Source organism: Methyloprofundus sp. (assembly GCF_965251085.1).
GTDB lineage: Bacteria > Pseudomonadota > Gammaproteobacteria > Methylococcales > Methylomonadaceae > Methyloprofundus.
In genome coordinates this window covers 570,612-588,595 of the sequence record NZ_OZ252594.1, presented here as the reverse complement: position 1 = coordinate 588,595, position 17,984 = coordinate 570,612, and the positions used below count along the sequence as shown (strand labels likewise).

Annotated in this window: 16 protein-coding genes and 1 pseudogene; 10 read left to right on the top strand and 7 right to left on the bottom strand. The window is 41.4% G+C overall.

Annotated elements, in window-relative coordinates:
* Window positions 1-104: 104 nt before the first annotated feature.
* The 5 genes from ACQY3F_RS02840 (at window position 105) to ACQY3F_RS02820 (ending at window position 3,149) form a co-directional block, all read left to right on the top strand.
* Window positions 105-731 carry a class I SAM-dependent methyltransferase gene (locus tag ACQY3F_RS02840; protein WP_428353379.1) on the top strand — a complete coding sequence of 209 codons (627 nt, stop codon included), beginning with the start codon at window positions 105-107 and terminating at the stop codon, window positions 729-731.
* Window positions 732-1,090: 359 nt separating this feature from the next.
* Entirely contained in the window at window positions 1,091-1,834 is a 744-nt protein-coding gene (gene minC / locus ACQY3F_RS02835) for a septum site-determining protein MinC (protein ID WP_428353378.1), read from the top strand.
* An 11-nt stretch (window positions 1,835-1,845) separates the two neighbouring features.
* Entirely contained in the window at window positions 1,846-2,655 is an 810-nt protein-coding gene (gene minD / locus ACQY3F_RS02830) for a septum site-determining protein MinD (RefSeq protein WP_428353377.1), read from the top strand.
* A gap of 2 nt (window positions 2,656-2,657) precedes the next feature.
* A complete protein-coding gene (gene minE, locus ACQY3F_RS02825; RefSeq protein ID WP_428353376.1) occupies window positions 2,658-2,918 on the top strand; it encodes a cell division topological specificity factor MinE in 261 nt (86 codons plus the stop codon).
* Window positions 2,919-2,951: 33 nt separating this feature from the next.
* The gene (locus ACQY3F_RS02820; protein WP_428353375.1) at window positions 2,952-3,149 is read left to right on the top strand and encodes a winged helix-turn-helix domain-containing protein; all 198 of its coding nucleotides are present in this window, start codon (window positions 2,952-2,954) and stop codon (window positions 3,147-3,149) included.
* Between the two features lie 98 nt (window positions 3,150-3,247).
* Here the strand turns inward: ACQY3F_RS02820 and ACQY3F_RS02815 are convergent, their stop codons facing one another.
* The 4 genes from ACQY3F_RS02815 to ACQY3F_RS02800 all read right to left on the bottom strand — a co-directional run bounded on the left by ACQY3F_RS02815 (window position 3,248) and on the right by ACQY3F_RS02800 (window position 8,038).
* A complete protein-coding gene (locus tag ACQY3F_RS02815; RefSeq protein ID WP_428353374.1) occupies window positions 3,248-3,571 on the bottom strand; it encodes a HesB/IscA family protein in 324 nt (107 codons plus the stop codon).
* 109 nt (window positions 3,572-3,680) lie between these two features.
* Window positions 3,681-5,930 (bottom strand): MtrB/PioB family decaheme-associated outer membrane protein, encoded by a 2,250-nt coding sequence (locus tag ACQY3F_RS02810; RefSeq protein WP_428353373.1) that lies wholly within the window; start codon window positions 5,928-5,930, stop codon window positions 3,681-3,683.
* Between the two features lie 106 nt (window positions 5,931-6,036).
* Complete coding sequence (locus tag ACQY3F_RS02805; protein ID WP_428353372.1) at window positions 6,037-6,909, bottom strand: DmsE family decaheme c-type cytochrome; 873 nt, start codon at window positions 6,907-6,909, stop codon at window positions 6,037-6,039.
* A gap of 532 nt (window positions 6,910-7,441) precedes the next feature.
* Window positions 7,442-8,038, bottom strand: a complete 597-nt coding sequence (locus ACQY3F_RS02800) for an ethylbenzene dehydrogenase-related protein (protein ID WP_428353371.1) — start codon at window positions 8,036-8,038, stop codon at window positions 7,442-7,444.
* Window positions 8,039-8,140: 102 nt separating this feature from the next.
* Here ACQY3F_RS02800 and ACQY3F_RS02795 point away from each other — a divergent pair, with 102 nt between their 5' ends.
* Window positions 8,141-9,502 carry an IS1380 family transposase gene (locus ACQY3F_RS02795; RefSeq protein ID WP_428352972.1) on the top strand — a complete coding sequence of 454 codons (1,362 nt, stop codon included), beginning with the start codon at window positions 8,141-8,143 and terminating at the stop codon, window positions 9,500-9,502.
* A 256-nt stretch (window positions 9,503-9,758) separates the two neighbouring features.
* On the opposite strand, the gene ACQY3F_RS02790 is transcribed toward ACQY3F_RS02795, so the two are convergent.
* On the bottom strand, window positions 9,759-10,319 hold the full coding sequence (locus ACQY3F_RS02790) for a NapC/NirT family cytochrome c (RefSeq protein ID WP_428353370.1): 561 nt from the start codon (window positions 10,317-10,319) through the stop codon (window positions 9,759-9,761).
* Window positions 10,320-10,488: 169 nt separating this feature from the next.
* Between ACQY3F_RS02790 and ACQY3F_RS02785 the strand changes: the two are divergent.
* Window positions 10,489-11,385: pseudogene (locus ACQY3F_RS02785) on the top strand (ISAzo13-like element transposase-related protein); the annotation flags it as partial.
* On the opposite strand, the gene ACQY3F_RS02780 reads toward ACQY3F_RS02785, so the two are convergent.
* On the bottom strand, window positions 11,386-11,967 hold the full coding sequence (locus ACQY3F_RS02780) for a multicopper oxidase domain-containing protein (RefSeq protein ID WP_428353369.1): 582 nt from the start codon (window positions 11,965-11,967) through the stop codon (window positions 11,386-11,388).
* Window positions 11,968-12,811: 844 nt separating this feature from the next.
* On the opposite strand from ACQY3F_RS02780, the gene ACQY3F_RS02775 reads away from it, so the two are divergent.
* Entirely contained in the window at window positions 12,812-14,887 is a 2,076-nt protein-coding gene (locus tag ACQY3F_RS02775; protein ID WP_428353368.1) for an ATP-binding protein, read from the top strand.
* 72 nt (window positions 14,888-14,959) lie between these two features.
* Here the strand turns inward: ACQY3F_RS02775 and ACQY3F_RS02770 are convergent, their stop codons facing one another.
* Window positions 14,960-15,613: a response regulator gene (locus ACQY3F_RS02770; protein WP_428353367.1), complete on the bottom strand. Its 654-nt coding sequence runs from the start codon at window positions 15,611-15,613 to the stop codon at window positions 14,960-14,962.
* Between the two features lie 314 nt (window positions 15,614-15,927).
* Between ACQY3F_RS02770 and ACQY3F_RS02765 the strand changes: the two genes are divergently transcribed.
* Both ACQY3F_RS02765 and ACQY3F_RS02760 read left to right on the top strand, forming a co-directional pair.
* Window positions 15,928-16,887, top strand: coding sequence for an IS1634 family transposase (locus ACQY3F_RS02765; protein ID WP_428353366.1), 960 nt, complete (start codon window positions 15,928-15,930; stop codon window positions 16,885-16,887).
* Window positions 16,859-17,731, top strand: coding sequence for an IS1634 family transposase (locus ACQY3F_RS02760; protein ID WP_428353365.1), 873 nt, complete (start codon window positions 16,859-16,861; stop codon window positions 17,729-17,731). Before ACQY3F_RS02765 ends, ACQY3F_RS02760 begins: the two co-directional genes overlap by 29 nt.
* Window positions 17,732-17,984: the final 253 nt, after the last annotated feature.

The window sequence follows — 17,984 nt, the reverse complement described above, 5'->3', positions numbered from 1 at the left end:
TAGATAACGTTATTAATAGTGAACACCGATCTAGTCAGCATAAAAACCGGGACTTTTATCGACACCCACAAGCCACTCTCGATTTTTTTGGGGTAGAAGCTGATATGACAGTGGTCGAAATATGGCCCGGTGGCAAGGGCTGGTATACCGAAATTCTTGCCCCCTACCTAAAAGACCAGGGGCTGCTATATGTGGCTCACTTCGACGAACATTCCTCAATCCCCTACTTTAAAAAGAACTTTGTAAAGTTTAAACAAAAATTAGCAGCAAACCCTGATAGTTATGGCAAGGTCGTCATGACGACTTTACAACCGCCTACGCAACTAGAAATTGCCCCACCCGGTTCGGCAGACCGTGTGCTTACATTCCGTAATGTACATAACTGGATGAAATCAGATCAGGCTCTACAAGTATTTGAGGCTATGTATCTCGCTCTAAAATCTGGAGGGATTTTAGGTATCGTAGAACACCGTAATCCAGCACAGACAGTACAAGATCTAAAAGCGAAATCTGGCTATGTCACTGAAGCTTATATTATCCAGCTAGCAGAAAAGATTGGCTTTAAATTACTGGCTAGATCTGAAATCAATGCCAATCCAAACGACACTCATAACCACCCGAACGGAGTCTGGTCATTACCGCCTTCATTTCGCGGTGGAAAAGAAAATAAAGCCTATTTCGAAAGTACCGGTGAAAGCGACCGTATGACACTTAAATTTATTAAGCCGTAGACTGATAGTCAATGACTTACACACATTCACTATTATCTTCTTAGAATAACAATCGCATTCTACTATCAACAAGCATTGACAAACATAAGCATATGATTTAAATAAAATAACACTGGATTGTAGTTTATTTATACAATCCAGCGTTGGCATTTTAGTTCTACGCTTTGCATGCACTTTTCCTCGCTTTATACACAAACTTATCCACAATTTTTGTGGGTAACTATTTTTCCTTGTGATAAGAGAGACTTAAGAAAAAAGCATTTTCCCAATCTAAAAAAATATATTTTTTTTAGCAAAGTATTTTTTTTAAATTAGCAATGATAGAATTAGCATAACAGCTAGTTAATCTTATACAACAAATGCCCAGCGAACCTCAATCCACACCAACCAATTCCCAGGCTTTTGAGTTTAAAAGCGGCGTTGTCACCATCCCTGTGCTCAAGCTATTTAGCATAGATATTAATGCCATTACGCATCAATTGCATGAAAAAATTAAGCAGGCCCCTGAATTCTTTACCAACTCGTCACTCTTATTAGATCTACAAGCCCTTGCAGGTCAGGAGATTGACATAACTCTATTGGTCGAAGCGGTACGTAATGCTGGCATGTTTCCCATCGGCATTCGGGGTGGTAGCAAAGAACAGCAGCAAGCAGCAAACGAATTAATGCTGCCAGGACTTGCAGCTCACAGTAGCAACACGCAGAAGCCTTTTGCTGAAAAAAAATTAGCACAAATAAACCCGGCAGCAAAAGAAACGGAAAAAACTACCGAGGCTAAAATTGAAACAACGATTATTTCTCAGCCTGTCCGTTCGGGTCAACGCGTTTATGCAAAAGGTGATTTAACAATTATTGCCCAGGTCAGTGCCGGTGCAGAAATTATGGCTGAAGGCAATATACATGTTTATGGCACACTCAGAGGCCGCGCCTTAGCGGGTGTACCCGATAATGACAATGCACGTATCTTTTGCTCGGATTTACAGGCCGAATTAGTCTCTATTGCAGGAAACTATCGAGTGAGTGAAGATATTCTTGAGTCCGAACGCAATAAACCCGTGCAAATTTATTTAAACAAACAAGCAATTATTATCCAAAACACTTAGGAGACAAACCATTGGCTAGAATCATCGTAGTAACTTCTGGAAAAGGCGGGGTTGGTAAAACCACCACTAGCGCTGCTATTGCCATGGGGCTTGCCAAGAAAGGACACAAAACAGCAGTCATTGATTTTGATGTTGGTTTACGTAACCTGGATCTTATCTTAGGCTGCGAACGCCGTGTTGTTTATGACTTTGTTAATGTGATTAATGACGAAGCAACTTTAAACCAGGCGCTGATAAGAGATAAACGCTGCAAACAGTTATATATCCTGCCGGCCTCACAAACTCGCGATAAAGATGCTTTAACCCAGGAAGGTGTTGGCAAGGTTCTGGATGAACTGGCAAAAACATTTAAGTATATTATTTGTGACTCACCTGCCGGTATTGAGCGTGGTGCTAATTTAGCCATGTATTTTGCTGATGATGCTTTCGTTATCACCAACCCTGAGGTTTCCTCGGTACGAGATTCTGACCGGATGCTAGGAATTTTATCCAGCAAATCCAGACGCGCTGAAAAGGGTGAAGAACCCATTAAGGAATACCTACTACTTTCTCGCTATGACCCTAAACGCGTTAAATTAGGCGAAATGCTTAGCGTTGAAGATGTACAGGATATTTTATCGCTACACCTGCTAGGTGTGATTCCAGAATCAAAATCGGTGCTTAATGCATCAAATTCTGGCACCCCGGTCATACTCGATGAGGAAAGTAAGGCAGGCCAGGCGTACACTGATATCGTCGCCCGGTATCTGGGCGAAGACAAACCACACAGATTTATTGATGAAGACAAGAAAGGCCTGTTTGGCAGGCTTTTTAGGAGTTAGTTATGAGCTTACTAGATTACTTTAAAACAACTAAACCCAATTCGGCGAAACTGGCAAAAGAACGCTTACAAATTCTTGTTGCGCATGAAAGAAGCGCGCGCAACCAGCCTTCTTACCTTCCCGAATTACAAAAAGAATTATTAAAAGTCATCCAGAAATACATTAAAATAAATCCGGAAGATATTTCGGTAATTTTTGATAGTGATGACGAGCAGGAAACCTTAGAACTTAATATCGTTCTTCCTGAACATCCCCAGACTTAATTTTTTATTTTTATTTTTTAATGAGGCAAAACTATGAGTGATTCAATCGGAAATATTGCAGGACAAATCTGGAAATTTTTGGATGAGAATGGTCCATCTAGTGCGACAAAAATTACCACTGTCACCAAGCTAAACAAAAGCGAAGTACAGCGTGCAATTGGCTGGTTAGCATGTGAAGGGAAATTAGACTTTGAAACTAAGGGACGAAATGAAACTATTTCTTTACGTTAACGTAAATAACTAAATTTAAGGCAAGTGGAGAGCTGTTGCAGCTCTCCGCTCCGCTTACTATAACTTACCGTGAGACTGATATTCTTGCAAGCAAGCTGCTATACCGAGAAACTTTCTCCGCAGCCACAAGTGCCTTTTACATTAGGATTATTAAACTTAAACGCCTCATTAATCCCTTCTTTAGCATAATCAAGCTCCAGACCTTCTAGTGTCACGATATTTTCGTCTGCAACAACTACTTTAACGCCAAAAGTTTCAAATACCGACTCACCGTCTTTTAACTCATCTGCATAATCGATAGTATAAGCAAAACCCGAACAACCGGAAGGTTTAACACCTAGCTTTAAGCCTATGCCCTGCCCGCGCTTATTTATTTGACTTTTAATTTGCTTTGCAGCATTTTCAGTTAATACAACTGCCATTTTTTTACCTGTTATTGTTACTAATCCAACTTATAGCATACAGCGAGAATTCAGATTAGTCTAGCCATGCAATTTAAAGCACATTAATCCCTTTAACATCCCGTATTGATTAAAACTCGTAAAACGCACTGAGCCCCACAACATGAGCGTTATAATCCGGACTACTATTGCCCAAGCTAAGTACTTCATCAATACTATCAGGGGAAATATTATCCAGCGCATAATCATCCGTCACAAAAAACTCGTATCGATAACTTAATTGTAAGCGCATATTTTCCAATAACCGATAATTCGCACGTACATTTAGACTATGTATTAGCGTTTTCAAATCTGGCAAGGGCTCGCCATTCAGATTACCCCCTTGCTCAGTATTTGTCTCTGTCAGCGCATCAGAATAAGTATAGTCCAGCTGTAAATCTAAAACATTTCTGATCAAACTCCAGTCTACACCTACCCCAAAAGTATTTATCTTGTCCTGAGTATTGACCGCCCAGAATTGTTCCGGCCTACGATCCTCCAGTCCTACATTAGTAGAGCGGGTATAGCCATCTTGCTGATTTTGAAAATATTCATAAGAATAGAAACCATATAAACTCAGCCCATCAATGATTGCATAGTTTAAATCCAGAGTGCCGCTAAAACTGTCCGCAAAAGTCAGCCCCAGTTCACTCTGATCAAAATCATCCTGATTGTAGCGGCCATTAAAACCAATACTCAGGGGGTCAAGGAGTAGCCAGTTTAATGCAAAGCTCACTTTATTACGTTTTACATCAGCAAGATTATACTGCCTGATTAAAGGGTCATTTTCAAAACGTACTGACTCCGGTACCGTTGCTAAATATTCAGGGGTATGGCTCTGCAAATATAAAGAATTCCCCGAATACTCTGAAGCATTACGGCTGATATATTCATACTTCAACCAGCCATTAAGCCCATTTCTAAAGCGACTAGCCAGTTTAATATGAGCATTATGCTCATCAGTATGGTCTACTTCAGCATAATCTCTGTCATTACGCTCATAGGCATAACCAATAGTCAGCTTATTTCTGGCTAAGAACCGGTAACCGGAATCAATTTTAAACTTGTGTTGCTTACGCCCATAAGTCAGATTTTCACGTATGGTCTGACTGCTATTCTGGGTAATTTGATTTTCCGAATCATTTCTAAGTACATCGTAATAATCCATTGGCGAATCATTACTGCGCTGGTCATACGTATAACTACTGCGGATATCTACATTTTTAATCGGCACCGTAGTAAACACTAAATTAGCATGCAAAGTTTCTGCTTGAGCATCGGCATCTTGCCGGGGAACAGGGCTAGTAACACTTAATAAGGGGTTAACAGTGTAGCCTATATACGCAGCATCCTGTAGCATAAGGCCATAAGAAAAACTCCCATTAAGCCTGGTTTTAGCTGCCAGGCGATAAGCAGCATTTAAGCTAATTTTATGCGCCTGATTATCAGGTGCCGTGGACAAGCCGCCAGTGGTATCCAGAAAACCTGTTGCAGGAGGTGTAGCCGGGAGACGTAATGTATAAGGGTTATCCCAGGAAAATGTATTATTATGATTATTAAATAAGGAGAGCTGATAGCCTAGTTGTACTTGCCCCTTTTCACCATTAAATGCTATCTGCATATCCAGATCATTAGTTTCCTGATCTATCGGCCGAGGCGCTACGATGGCAAGAGGGTTAAAGCCCGAAACTCCCATGACCGCACCTGTTGCTTGCAGGCCGTCTTTATCTTCATGTTGAAAAGCGAGCTTAATATTCCATTGCCGCGTAAAGTCGAACGTGAAACCAGTCGTATACTTGCGTCGCTCTGTACCAATATCGACGCTACTCAGGTTCTCATTCAGCAGGCTCATCTCAGGCGTTGTATCTCCCCTCACCCAAGGATCTGGTAAGCGTAAATAATCTGTGCCTACCCCTGCAAAAGGTGTTCTCGCGCCTACGGCCTGATTATGCGGTAGCTGATCATATTCAAAAAACAGCTTAAAAAGTCCCTGCTGACCATATTCCGCACCGACAAAACGAGAGTCCAGGCCTACATTAGTTCCCTTTAGACGCCAGAAATTTGTACTATCGCCATCATAAGCATCCCGGTGTTGAATATCAAAATTACCAATGACATAGCCGCCCTCTTTATTCAATCCTGAATATTCACCAAATTTCTGAGAATTACTACTATTGTACAGCCCACCTAATTCTATATAGCTGCTAAAATCCTTCGCTTCGGCTGATGCGTCTTCTGTTTCATCATCCAGCATAAAGGCATCGTCATCATCGAAAGTAAAACTGTCTTCTTCCTCAGCATTTGCAATTGTTATACTCAGCCAGATAATGGAACAGGCCAATATAACTGATCTCCTATTTTTCATGCTTTTCATGGAAAAAAACATTGATCAGTTCTGGATTAAAGAACAGCACTCTACCGCCTCAACAGCTACTTTATATTCGTGCCTAGCGATCAAAGCGCACACCAGAAGGATGATTTGAGCCATGTATATTACTATGGCAGTTTAGGCAACTTTTAGCCAGCAAACGACTCTGACCTCCAGTTGAGGAAACACCTCGACCATCATATAAAGCATTGGTATGGAATGACTCAACACCAGAATGACATTCCTGGCACAAAAAGGGAGCCCTATTATTTAGTAAAGCCGGCTGAGTCGAGCCATGAGGCGTATGACACAGGCTACAGTTTTCCTGAGCTGGGGGATGCTCCCAAAGAAAGGGACCGCGTTTTTCAGCATGACAAAGATAACAGGTTTCATTAATCGTATCTTCGACAAGCAGTTTTTCACCATTAGAACCATGGGCATTATGACAATCAGAACAAATCGTTTTTGCTTCCTTAATCGGATGACGTGAACGGCGAAAAAGCTGCGCACGTTGCTCGCCATGACAAGTAAAACATACTGCTGCCTGATCCTGCCTTATTAACACAGGGTCTTCCTTGATATGGATCCTATGACAGGATGAGCAAGCAAGATCAGCGAATTGATGCTGACTCCCTTGCCAATGTATCTGCAACCCTTTTTGATGGCACGTTAGACATTGCTGATTCTGCTTATCTACAGGCGTAATACTTTGCTGTCCAAAGGAAACCATTGGTGGCGGCTTTGTTTCACCTTCGAGAGGCGTAGGGATATGTTCTGGGCTAGCGCCATGGCAACTTTCACATTGCTGCTGTGCAAAAGGTGAGTTCGGATCTGCCTGTTGCGCATGCGGAGTATGATAAATCAGGGTAACCGGTAATTCATCATGACATTTAAGACAGGTTTTATCCCCTCTTCTGGCATATTCAGGCTGAGTTTCTACAGTCTCTGCCATAGTAGTCCATGACAATAGTAGTAAAGGGATAAATAGGCAATATTTTTTTATCATGGCAAGCTTAGATTTTCTTGATTACCCATAAGTCTCAGCTAATACAGCACCACCGATTTGATGGTTAAATATTTTTTATGCTATTGATTTAATAGGTGAATGTCCCACATTTTCATCATCTGTCCAAAAGGATGTGATTAAAAGTGAAGTAAATATGAATTGCATTATTGTAGAGCGGACTTCAGTCCGCTATATTTCAGTATGAATTGCGGACTGAAGTCCGCTCTACAACTTTGCTTGTTACGAATACTTCACTTTTAATCACAGCCTATCCAAAATGGTTGCTGCACAAGGGGGGAGGCTAAAAGCACAATACTTTTACAGTCACTTTAGACAACTATATTGTGTCAATTTGATGATCTTAGAATTTAGCTGAAAGTTGTACGTAATCAGATAGATTTTTAAACAGACATCTTTGTTGACGTGTAAGTCATTATCTTAATGCCAGGAGGCTATCCGAGAATAGAAAATCTAACCCTTACTGTTTAATTGCTATAAAATCAGCCTTACCTTGATCCAGAGCAAAAGAGTGACTAAACGAAACAAGATGCTTGCGCCCTTCACTATAGGCATCATGAAGTGCTAAACCAAAATTATAGGTCTTGCCCGCTACAATATTTTTATTGTGAGGTAGGTCAGGGCTTAAACTTCGACTCATCTCTACCGACCAGACGCCGTTATTTAGTTCCGCAATTGCGTCAACTGGGTATTCATTATTATGCCGTTTATCCAGAATATAGCCATCCAGTACTTTGGTAACCCGTCCATCATTTAATTGCGCTTGCCAGTATTCAACAAAAATACCTTCGGCTAATAAGGTCTTGAGTGCTTCTGTAGATTTATAATTCTCTCCACCACCTTTACGCGTAATTTTGGTTCTGGATTTTGCTAAATATAAATGTGTATCCTTCTCTGCCTGGGCACTCGGCATCTTATTTGCATCGTCATGACAAGCGGCCCAGCACCCTCCACGCGTTACCGAACTCACACTGCTATCATCAAATAGGAAAGTAACGCGTGTCTTATCTTCAGTCATTTTAGTGGATGCGGATTCAGTTGTCTCTGGCCATACCAATTGTACCTAAATCCTGCAAGCATTATACATAATAATCCACAAAACTCCTTATTAAACAATGATATAATATCATTTCCCTGATTTCACTATCTCATTGTTTTAATGAAGCCCTCTAAAGTATCAAAATCCTCATCTCACGTAAGAAACCGTACCCGAACGGTAAAAATGACATCTACAGCACATGGATTGACAAGCCAGGCGGGACTGATTCCCGTCGTGAAATATTTAGACAGGATAGGTTTTGAAAAAACCGTAAAACAAAGCGTTCCACATCGGCGGGGTGAAAATGCAGACCATCACTTATCTGATGTGGTTCTATTGACGTTGGTTGGCATGATGGGGGGAGCAACATCAATGGCAAAGGTGACGACCGTATGGGCAGATAGCGTACTGCGCAAAGTAGCTGGCTGGATAAAGATTCCTGTTGAAACCACAATTTTACGGATCTTTAAAGAAGTAAGTGATAGGCAGATAAGCCAGTTTGAAACGCTCACGCATACTTTGCGTGGTCAACACTGGCGGCGATTGCTTCGTTCCGGAAAATCGAAAACTGGCATACAATCCGTCCAGTGGGTCGATGTCGATTCAACTGTGGACACCGTTTGTGGTCGACAAGAAGGAAGTGCCAAAGGCTTCAACCCCAAAAAGAAAGGTGCCCGTTCATACCATCCACAACTCGCTTTTCTAGCGGAAACAAAAGAAATTTTACAAGCCTGGTTCCGGACAGGCAATGCCTTTACAAGCAATGGTGTTGTAGAATTTACCAAACAGTTACTTGCACACTTGCCCAATCGGATGCGCATTATTTTTCGCGGTGACAGTGGTTATTTTGTCGGTGATTTGCTTGAATTTCTCGATACCAGAGGGCATGGGTATCTAATAAAGGTTAAACTTAAGAATTTGAACGCATTGCTGGCCAAACAGGCCTGGACAGCCATACAAGGCCGACCCGGTTGGGAGCAGAGCGAGTTTCAATATCGTTGTGGTGGCTGGTCTCGCTCTCGTCAGTTTGTCGCGGTCAGGATAAAGCAACCTAAACAAGTGACAGGACCTCAGTCCGAGCTTTGGGATACGGCAGAATATGACTATTTTTGTTATGTAACAACTGAACCTCTATCGCCTTGGCAAACACATAAGAAGTATGGTGAACGAGCGACGTGCGAAACATGGATTGAAGAAGCAAAATCACAAATGGGTTTAGGTAAAATCAGAACGAATCAATTTCTGGCTAATGCCGCATTATTTCATTGCGCCGTTCTTGCCTACAATACCGTGCGCTGGATGGCTCAATTGAGTGGCAACAAAACGTTGTGCCAATGGGAGCCGGATACACTTCGTACTTATCTGATTCGGGTGGCTGGAAAATTACTCACAGGCAATAATCAGCTGAGAGTCAGAACACCTGCAGATCCGCTCTATCCACAGGAATGGGATGATTGGGTTAAGGTGGGGTTACTCGCTTAACATTAACCGAAGTTAAGTCACTTTGATTAAAAGGTCATGGCACGTTGGCAGGGTGTTTATTGCCTTGGGCTCGGGGGATATCCATACGATACAAAAAATTTCCTCTATTTATGATTTAAATCTGGATATTTTGATCGGTTGGACAAAGAGGGCTGGCAAAGCGGCAGTAAAAACCTAATAACCACTTAGCTAGACAGGTTAATGAGAGTCAAAATATGGGCTTGCAGGATTTAGGTATGATAATAAACTTAAAGCTTTATAACATGAAGTCTTCTTCCTCTTTCTCTTCTTGCTCTAGCTCTTTATGTACTTGCTTATGGGTGATGCCTTTATGGCAATCTATACAGGTTTCATTATTTTCTTCTGCATCCCGGTGTAATTCTCGGGCTCGAAGCTTTTGTAGGGAAAAATCCATGGCTTTCTCATTATGACAGGAACGACATTCACGCGAATCCGTTTCCTTCATTCTCTGCCACTCTCGTTTAGCCAATGTCAGGCGCTTAGCCTCAAATTTTTCCAGCGTATCAATACTGCCAATGAGATGATGGTAGATATGCTTACTTGCATTGATTTTAGACAATACCAGAGGTATAAACGGCTTTGGCACATGACAGTCATCACACTCAGCACGGACACCAGAGCGATTTTTATAATGCGTTGATTGTTTATACTCCGGATAAAGAGTGGCCCTGACATAATGACAAGAAATACAAAACTCTAAATTATCAATTTTGTCGACAGCGATATTAAAGCCGGTAATTAATGTGCCACCAACAAGCACAGTAAGAAATATTATTACATAGGTTTTATAGCGCATTAGTAACAGACCTTATCTTTGACTATTCTATATTTAAAGTTATTTATCGTGACTATAATATCGCTTTGTCCCTCTCGTTAGCGACAGCGACACAAGGAATCAGTACTTTCCAGTCTCGATAAAAAAGCTATCCAAATAAATATTATAGGCGAAGTGTCAAACGGATCCCTCTTTTAATTCCTGTCGATTATATACCCGGCTAACGGCTAAAGAAGTTAGAAAACGTTTACTGGAGATTGATTATTACGATGAAAAAACATTACCTTGCTCAAAAACTATCAATACAAAATTAAATGACCTGAGTTACCATCCAAAAAAGGTACAAAAAACAAAGCCTCATAAGAAAATCAAGGAAACGGATGCAATTTTTGAACAAGTTCATTCAGTCAATGGAATGGCAGATATCAACCCAAAAGAGATTCGTATATCAATTGATGCCAAAGCAAGAATGAATATAGGAAATTTTTCACGGGGAGGACGAAATCGGGTTTTAACAAAAGCAGAGGATCATGATTTAGATGTTAAGGAAAAGTTAACTCCTTTTGGTTTTTATCTGCCTGAACATGATGATTTTTTCCTTTTCTTTACAGCAGGCTATGCCAGCAGTGATTTCATCGTTGACCGATTGGAAGAAATTTGGCCAGAAATTCAAGAAAAATATGGAGTAGATATTCTGACAATTAACGCTGACAATGGTATGGAGAACAGTAGCTCCAGAACTCAGTTTATAAAAAGGCTTGTGGAGTTTGCTGAAAAAAGCAACATAAAGATAAAACTGGCCTACTACCCTCCTTATCATAGTAAATATAACCCAATTGAACGAGTATGGGGAGCCTATGAAAATCATATTAGTGGCGACATAATGGATACAGTTGAAACAACTTTAAAATTTGCCAAAAGTATGACCTACAATGGCAAAGCACCTATTGTTAAATTAACAGAAAAAATATATGAAACAGGAGTAAAGGTAGGTAAAAAAGCAATGAAGACGTATTATCAGTTTGTTGACCGAATGCCATCGTTGGAGAAATGGTTTTTGACCATTTCTCCTGGTTGTTCTGGATGATTATTTCTTTCCATCTCCCTTATCATCTCTTAATCCATCTCGTGGCAATACCATAATTGCCCCACTGAGACCCATTGCGACATGCAATGGGATCATTACTCCGCCTGGTGCGCAATGATAGATAAAAATCCCTTTTTTAATCGCTTGAAACCTTAAAACGACTTCTTGCCCTGGGGTAACTTTAGTTAATGCGCCTCCACCTAAAGCACCCGTTGCCGCATGAAAATCGATATTATGGGTCATGGTGTTGGTGATTGGGTTAACCAGTGTTAATTCAACATAATCGTATTGATGAACCACCACGAGAGGCCCAGGAATAGAGCCGTTAAATGCCATAACATGCACTGTTAAGCCGGGCTCAATCTCCATTTCCTTTTCTTGCACCACCATTCTAATTTTGACGACTTTAGGATCACCAATAGCAATTTGTGTATGTTCAGGTAAAAAAGGAGGCGCAACGAGTTCTTGCGTGACTCTTTCCAGTCCGTCAGGTGAAGTAATAGGTGTTTCTGCTGATAGTGTGGTTTGAGAAAAGATACCCATTCCCAAAAGAACACCTAGTATAAAAGTTAACTTATTCATGTCTGCTTTCCAGTAAGTGTTTAAAATATAGGTAAAATCAACAAAAAACTACTCTACAATATTGTTGAATTATCTATTCCGCCCTTTATCCTGAAATGCTGCCTAATAATAAATGAAACAACGGTTAAACTAAATATATACTGTACTCTTTAGTCATCACCATTCACCATTTTTCTTTAGGTTCCTTTAATCCATCTTATCAGCCAGCTTAAATAAAACTATGTTATTTGTCAAAGGTTTTGATTTTAAGTAAAAACCAATATCAAATTTATTACGCGATTACAGCAGCCCTTACCACGACTAACAAGGTAATGACATATACTTCCCGCGGTCACACGAAGTATATGTTTAGGGAAAGAGCATAATTTAGCCCTGTCAGTCCTGAATTTGTGTCCTGCTCCCGAAAATTTGTGTTCGCTATATTACTAACATTAGCTACTGGGTGCTGATAAGCACCTTATCTTAATCCTAAAACAAGAAAATAATATTTACATTAAATTCGGTACTGATTATGCTGCATTTGATTATTTTTAGCTATATGCCAAGCGCCATACGCCTTTATATATAGGTAATCGTTTTATTATGGCTGTTTAGCTTATTTGACAAGTAGAGTTAGTATCTCGTTTGATCTATTTTGGCTAAGTAACTATAACGATAAGCCCCATAAGAAACGTAATAGAACGAGGTCCTATATAAAAAGATATAGGTCATTAACCTGATTGTCAATTGATGATCAAATTCTTAATATAAAGCTGTCAGTATTCTAATATTAATTCTATCGACCGAATCCAGATTACGAGCTTAGGGTACTTAATCAGATGTGAATTGATAAGAGGATCATAAGATGAACGCCATTGAGAAAACATATCATAAAGAAATTGAAGTAGAGCGGCTATGGTCAGCAACCAAGCAAGGCGAATACATGTTTTTTTCCATTCTGCCAATCTCAATTATTCTGGTTTTCATGCTTTGGGACGATGCATCACATCGCTTGCTTTTAATCTGGTTTTCGATGGTAACAGCTATCAATTTTCTACGCTGGATGTCCATGCAGTTTTATTACACGCATAAAGCGATCCTGAGCGAGAATGTTGCTAAATTTAAGTGGATCTTGATGATAGGTTCTCTCTGTGCCGGCTTATCTTGGGGGATCGCTGAAATTTGGTTTTTGCAGCCAGCACAACCGGTTAATGTGCTCATAATGACCCTTTATGCCGTGGTCGTATCAATGGGGGCCATATTGTCATGGTTTTGTTATTTACCAGCCGTACTCGCTATAATAATTCCCATTGCTGGCACTTCAATTACCCTGCTATTAATCCATGCGAGTAGTTTCAATATCGCTATTAGCCTACTCTTCAGCCTCTTGGTTATTATCGGTTCAAATGGAAGTATCAAACTGACACGCATACTCAACCATGCATTAATGCTAAATTTTGAAAATGTCGATCTACGCCGGGAGAGCGAGGAAAAATCGTTAATGCTAGAAACGGCTCTGGAAAACATGGCACAGGGTATTAGCATGTCTGACAGTGATGACAAACTACGCATGTGGAATAAGAAATTTACCAACCTGCTCGGCGCTGTAGGTAGTAAAGTTGCAAGCAATATTGACCTGAAATTCATCCTGAACGCTGCAGATCCTCCGCTAAAAGCTAAGGCTAATACCGGTACAGAGTATCGTACACAGGATGGTCGAGTTTTTGAAATACGACAAACCAAATTACAACACAATGGCAGGGTAATAACTTATACAGACATCAGCGATCTAATAAAACGCGAGCGCGCACTGGAAGAGGCGCGCAAAACCGCCGAACAAGCTAACGCCGCAAAGACTCGCTTTCTCGCTGCAGCTAGCCATGATTTACGCCAGCCTATTCATGCCTTAGGTCTATTTTTTGCCGAACTTTCAGATCGCGTTCAGAGCCCAGAAACGGGTGCATTAATCATACAGGTAAATGACTCGATCACTGCAATCAATTCCATGCTAAATGCATTACTTGATGTCTCTAAGCTGGATGCTGGAGTTGTTAAACCCAATATCGAGTGCTTTTCTTTAAAAGAACTTTTATCTCGCCTTGAATCTGACTTTATTTCAATTGCACGTGAAAACCACAACCAATTACGCATTCGTCCACCCAGCGCAATCGTAAGTAGCGACCCTGCCATGCTAGAACGAATGTTGCGTAATCTGATTGGCAACGCCCTGCGCTATACGCAGAACGGCCGAGTTTTGGTTGCAGCTCGCCCACGCGGTGAAACTGTGCAGATCCAGGTATTCGACAATGGGATTGGTATTCCCAAAGATCAACTGGAAGATATTTTTATAGAATTTCACCAATTAGGTAATCCTGCACGGGATCGACGCCAGGGCCTAGGATTAGGGTTAGCAATAGTAAAACGCTTAACCAGACTATTAGGCCATCAAATCACGGTAAGCTCAGAGCCTGGTAAGGGCAGTTGTTTCTCTATCACACTGCCTGTTGCCTCTATCATACTCGTTGAATCAGTTAAAAAAACGAGAGATTACTCCACTACTCATTTGATGAAAGGATCTCAGGTAATGGTGCTAGACGATGATAGCGCGGTACTGGAAGGGATGTATGGGCTGTTAACTCACTGGGGGTTTGAAGTTATCACCGCTAATTCACCCGCAGATGCTTTCTATAAACTTAAAAATACTGCACACAAGTTGAAATTATTAATTATTGACTATCGCTTACCCGATAGTGTATCCGGTATCGAGGTTGCTAAAAAAATTCAAAGTAGTATTGGATCGCCCTTACCTGTATTGATCATTACTGGAGATACGGGGCCCGAACGGCTACAGGAAGCCGATGCCAGTGGTTACCCGCTATTGCACAAACCTGTACAACCGGCAAAATTGCGCAGTATCGTACATTATCTGCTCAGTAAGTAATATACCTAGGTAAATCAGCTGCTCACGTTTTCTAGGATTAAGCAGACAATCACTCAAACTATTTTCACTGGGTTACGTGCTTGCAGGCACTAAACCTAGTCGTGTTGCTTCTGTTACCGCATGGGTGCGGTTACGAGCGCCCAACGCCCGCATGATAGCAGCGACATGCAGTTTCACAGTCCCTTCAGCCAAATTCAATGTCTTGGCAATGGATTTATTGGGGAGCCCTTGAGCCATCAATACTAGCACATCAATTTGCCGAGCGGTTAAAGGGCTTTGTGGCGCATTTTTTTCATCTTGTTCCTGAACGAGCAATGTTTCCTTCTCAATTTTAATCAACAATTTTGGTGGCACGAATATGTCACCCTGTAATATGATATTTAAGGCCGTCAACATTTCATGGCTCGTACACGACTTAGGAATATAACCAACAGAACCCTGCTCTAAGGCACGCTTTACATCTAAAGCATTTTCCGAACCTGATAGTACAACGATAGGCACTGTTGGCGCCAGTTCTCGTAGGCCTGGCAAGGCAGTCAACCCGTCTACGCCTGGCAAGTCAATATCCAGTAACACCAAGTCTAGATTGCGGGAGTGAGCAATAAATTGTGTCGCTTCCAGAACATTAGCTGCTTCCAGCACAACAACCTGATCATCTAATTGATTTAGAACGTGGAGTAATGCTTCTCTAAATAAAGTGTGGTCGTCAACAAGTAGAATATGCATTTTTCTTTAACTTCGGTAAGATTTTTTATCAATTATAAATGCTTAAAAATTTGAACTTATTTTAACCTCAAATTCCGAACAATACCTGGTAATATTGATTGACGATTTAATGAGCTAGATAGGAAAACGAAAGATAGAAGTCATTAGCCCATGTTCAGTCGTTTTTCGCTCAAAAACCACTAACAGGTCTATTTTCATAGGATAAAAAAATAAAAACCTAATCATTACAAACATTTGCATTTCCAAGCAAAGCGTAGTGCCATAACATAACAAAAGTAGTTGCATTCACTTGATTTTTATGGAAAAATTCAAGTATGTATATCCGATGCACAACGACCCGAACCAAGGCAACTGGCGAGACCTACAAAACGTTTCGGCTAGTTGAGTCCGAGCGAATTGATGGCAAGGTCAAGCAACGTACCCTGCTTAATCTGGGTCGTTTCTTCGATGTGCCCAAGTCCCAGTGGAAGTCATTATCAAGTCGTATTGATCAATTACTGACAGCACAGACTGACTGGCTCACTATTGACCTAGAGGAATCACTCGAAACACGGGCACAATATTACGCCACTCAAATCATCACATCCCGAAGTACAACCCTTGACGATAGCGTTCACTTTGAGACCGTTGATATCGGCAGTTTAGAGCTTGTACGACCGCGCCGTGTGGGAGTCGAGCAAATAGCGTTGCACGCTGTAAGGCAGTTAACCCTGGATGATAAATTGAAATCTCTGGGATTTAACCAGCACCAGCTTGCCGCCTCCCTCGGTACTATCATTGCTCGCATGGCCTGTCCTGCAAGTGAATTAGCCACACACGGCTGGCTGCAGACAACCAGCGGCCTCGGTGAGTTAATCGACTATGACTTCGAAGACATGGGGCTGGATCGTCTGTATCAGGTATCCGACCAATTATGGAAACACCGGGAAGCCATTGAAACCCATTTATATCAGCAAGAACGGGATCTGTTCAGCTTCAGTGAAACTATCACGCTTTATGATCTGACAAATACCTTCTTTGAAGGCGAAGCCAAAACAAACCCAGCTGCCCAAAGAGGCCGCTCCAAGGAAAAGCGCAGTGACTGTCCCCTGGTTACATTAGGGCTGGTGCTTGATGGCAGTGGCTTTCCACGTAAAAGCCAGATCTTCCCAGGTAATGCAAGTGAACCACAAACCCTGCAAACCATACTTGAAGGACTGGAAGGGCGAACAGGATCCACTGTGATACTTGATGCAGGCATTGCCAGTGAAGAAAACATCCAGTATCTTCATTGAGCATGGCTTTCACTATATTGTTGTCTCACGCAAACGCAAGCGGGATTTCGATGAAGAAAAGGCAACTCTGATCAAAGATATTCCGGGGCAACGCGTAAAAGTTCAAAAAGTGACTGTAGAAGAGACCGGAGAAATTGAACTGTACTGTCACTCGCAACTCAGGGAAAAGAAAGAACAAGCCATGCAGGATAGTTTTTCAGAAAAATATGAAACCGCACTCAACAGCCTGCATGCTGGATTGAGCAAAAAAGGAACCACAAAAAATTATACAAAAGTGTTAGAACGGCTGGGACGCATAAAGGAAAAATACGCGCGTGCAGCACAGCACTATGAAGTAACGGTCGTACCTGATGATGAAGGAGACAAGGCCAACTCAATCAGCTGGAAGCGTGTGGAAAAAGCCAACTCGCAGGCAACCCACCCCGGTGTCTATTGCTTACGCACCAACCTGACCGACTGGAATGAAGAAACGCTCTGGCGCACCTACACCCTGCTAACCGATCTAGAAAGTGTTTTTCGCAGTCTGAAAAGTGAACTCGGGCTACGCCCTATCTACCATCGAAAAGAAGAACGGGTTAATGGGCATATCTTTATCACTCTCATTGCCTATCATCTCGTCCAGACGCTTCGTTATCAACTCAAAGCTGAACATATTAATGATAGCTGGCAGACGATTCGGCGGACAATGGAAAACCAGCAACGCATTACCGTTATTTTACGGCGGGAAGATGGAAAAACCATTCATCTAAGGAAAGCGACGAATGCAGAGCCGCGACAATCCGTTATTTATAAAGCACTGGAAATTTCAGCGCAGCCAGGAGGTGTTAAAAAAACATTGATTTAGCTTTAATTCAAAATAAAAAAATCTGTAGTGCCAACACCAAGGCCAGATTGTGCGTATCTAATTGTTTTTAAATGAGTTGTTGTCACTGAAATCGAAAGATGGGTTAGGAAAAATAAGTTGTCAGGGCAATATAAAATCAACTTGCTATTACAACGCATCCGTGACCGGACGAAGTATAAAATATCCTTTAGCCTAAAAAATCGGCTACGCACTTAAGATGGGACATTTGGAGGGGAGTTGGCTTTAGCCTACC

Excerpts from the sequence above, each read along its gene's own strand:
- ACQY3F_RS02840 (WP_428353379.1), top strand. The coding sequence starts at position 105 with ATGACAGTGGTCGAAATATGGCCCGGTGGCAAGGGCTGGTATACCGAA.
- minC (WP_428353378.1), top strand. The coding sequence starts at position 1,091 with ATGCCCAGCGAACCTCAATCCACACCAACCAATTCCCAGGCTTTTGAG.
- minE (WP_428353376.1), top strand. The coding sequence starts at position 2,658 with ATGAGCTTACTAGATTACTTTAAAACAACTAAACCCAATTCGGCGAAA.
- ACQY3F_RS02820 (WP_428353375.1), top strand. The coding sequence starts at position 2,952 with ATGAGTGATTCAATCGGAAATATTGCAGGACAAATCTGGAAATTTTTG.
- ACQY3F_RS02815 (WP_428353374.1), bottom strand. The coding sequence starts at position 3,571 with ATGGCAGTTGTATTAACTGAAAATGCTGCAAAGCAAATTAAAAGTCAA.
- ACQY3F_RS02805 (WP_428353372.1), bottom strand. The coding sequence starts at position 6,909 with ATGGCAGAGACTGTAGAAACTCAGCCTGAATATGCCAGAAGAGGGGAT.
- ACQY3F_RS02795 (WP_428352972.1), top strand. The coding sequence starts at position 8,141 with ATGAAGCCCTCTAAAGTATCAAAATCCTCATCTCACGTAAGAAACCGT.
- ACQY3F_RS02790 (WP_428353370.1), bottom strand. The coding sequence starts at position 10,319 with ATGCGCTATAAAACCTATGTAATAATATTTCTTACTGTGCTTGTTGGT.
- ACQY3F_RS02780 (WP_428353369.1), bottom strand. The coding sequence starts at position 11,967 with ATGAATAAGTTAACTTTTATACTAGGTGTTCTTTTGGGAATGGGTATC.
- ACQY3F_RS02775 (WP_428353368.1), top strand. The coding sequence starts at position 12,812 with ATGAACGCCATTGAGAAAACATATCATAAAGAAATTGAAGTAGAGCGG.
- ACQY3F_RS02770 (WP_428353367.1), bottom strand. The coding sequence starts at position 15,613 with ATGCATATTCTACTTGTTGACGACCACACTTTATTTAGAGAAGCATTA.
- ACQY3F_RS02765 (WP_428353366.1), top strand. The coding sequence starts at position 15,928 with ATGTATATCCGATGCACAACGACCCGAACCAAGGCAACTGGCGAGACC.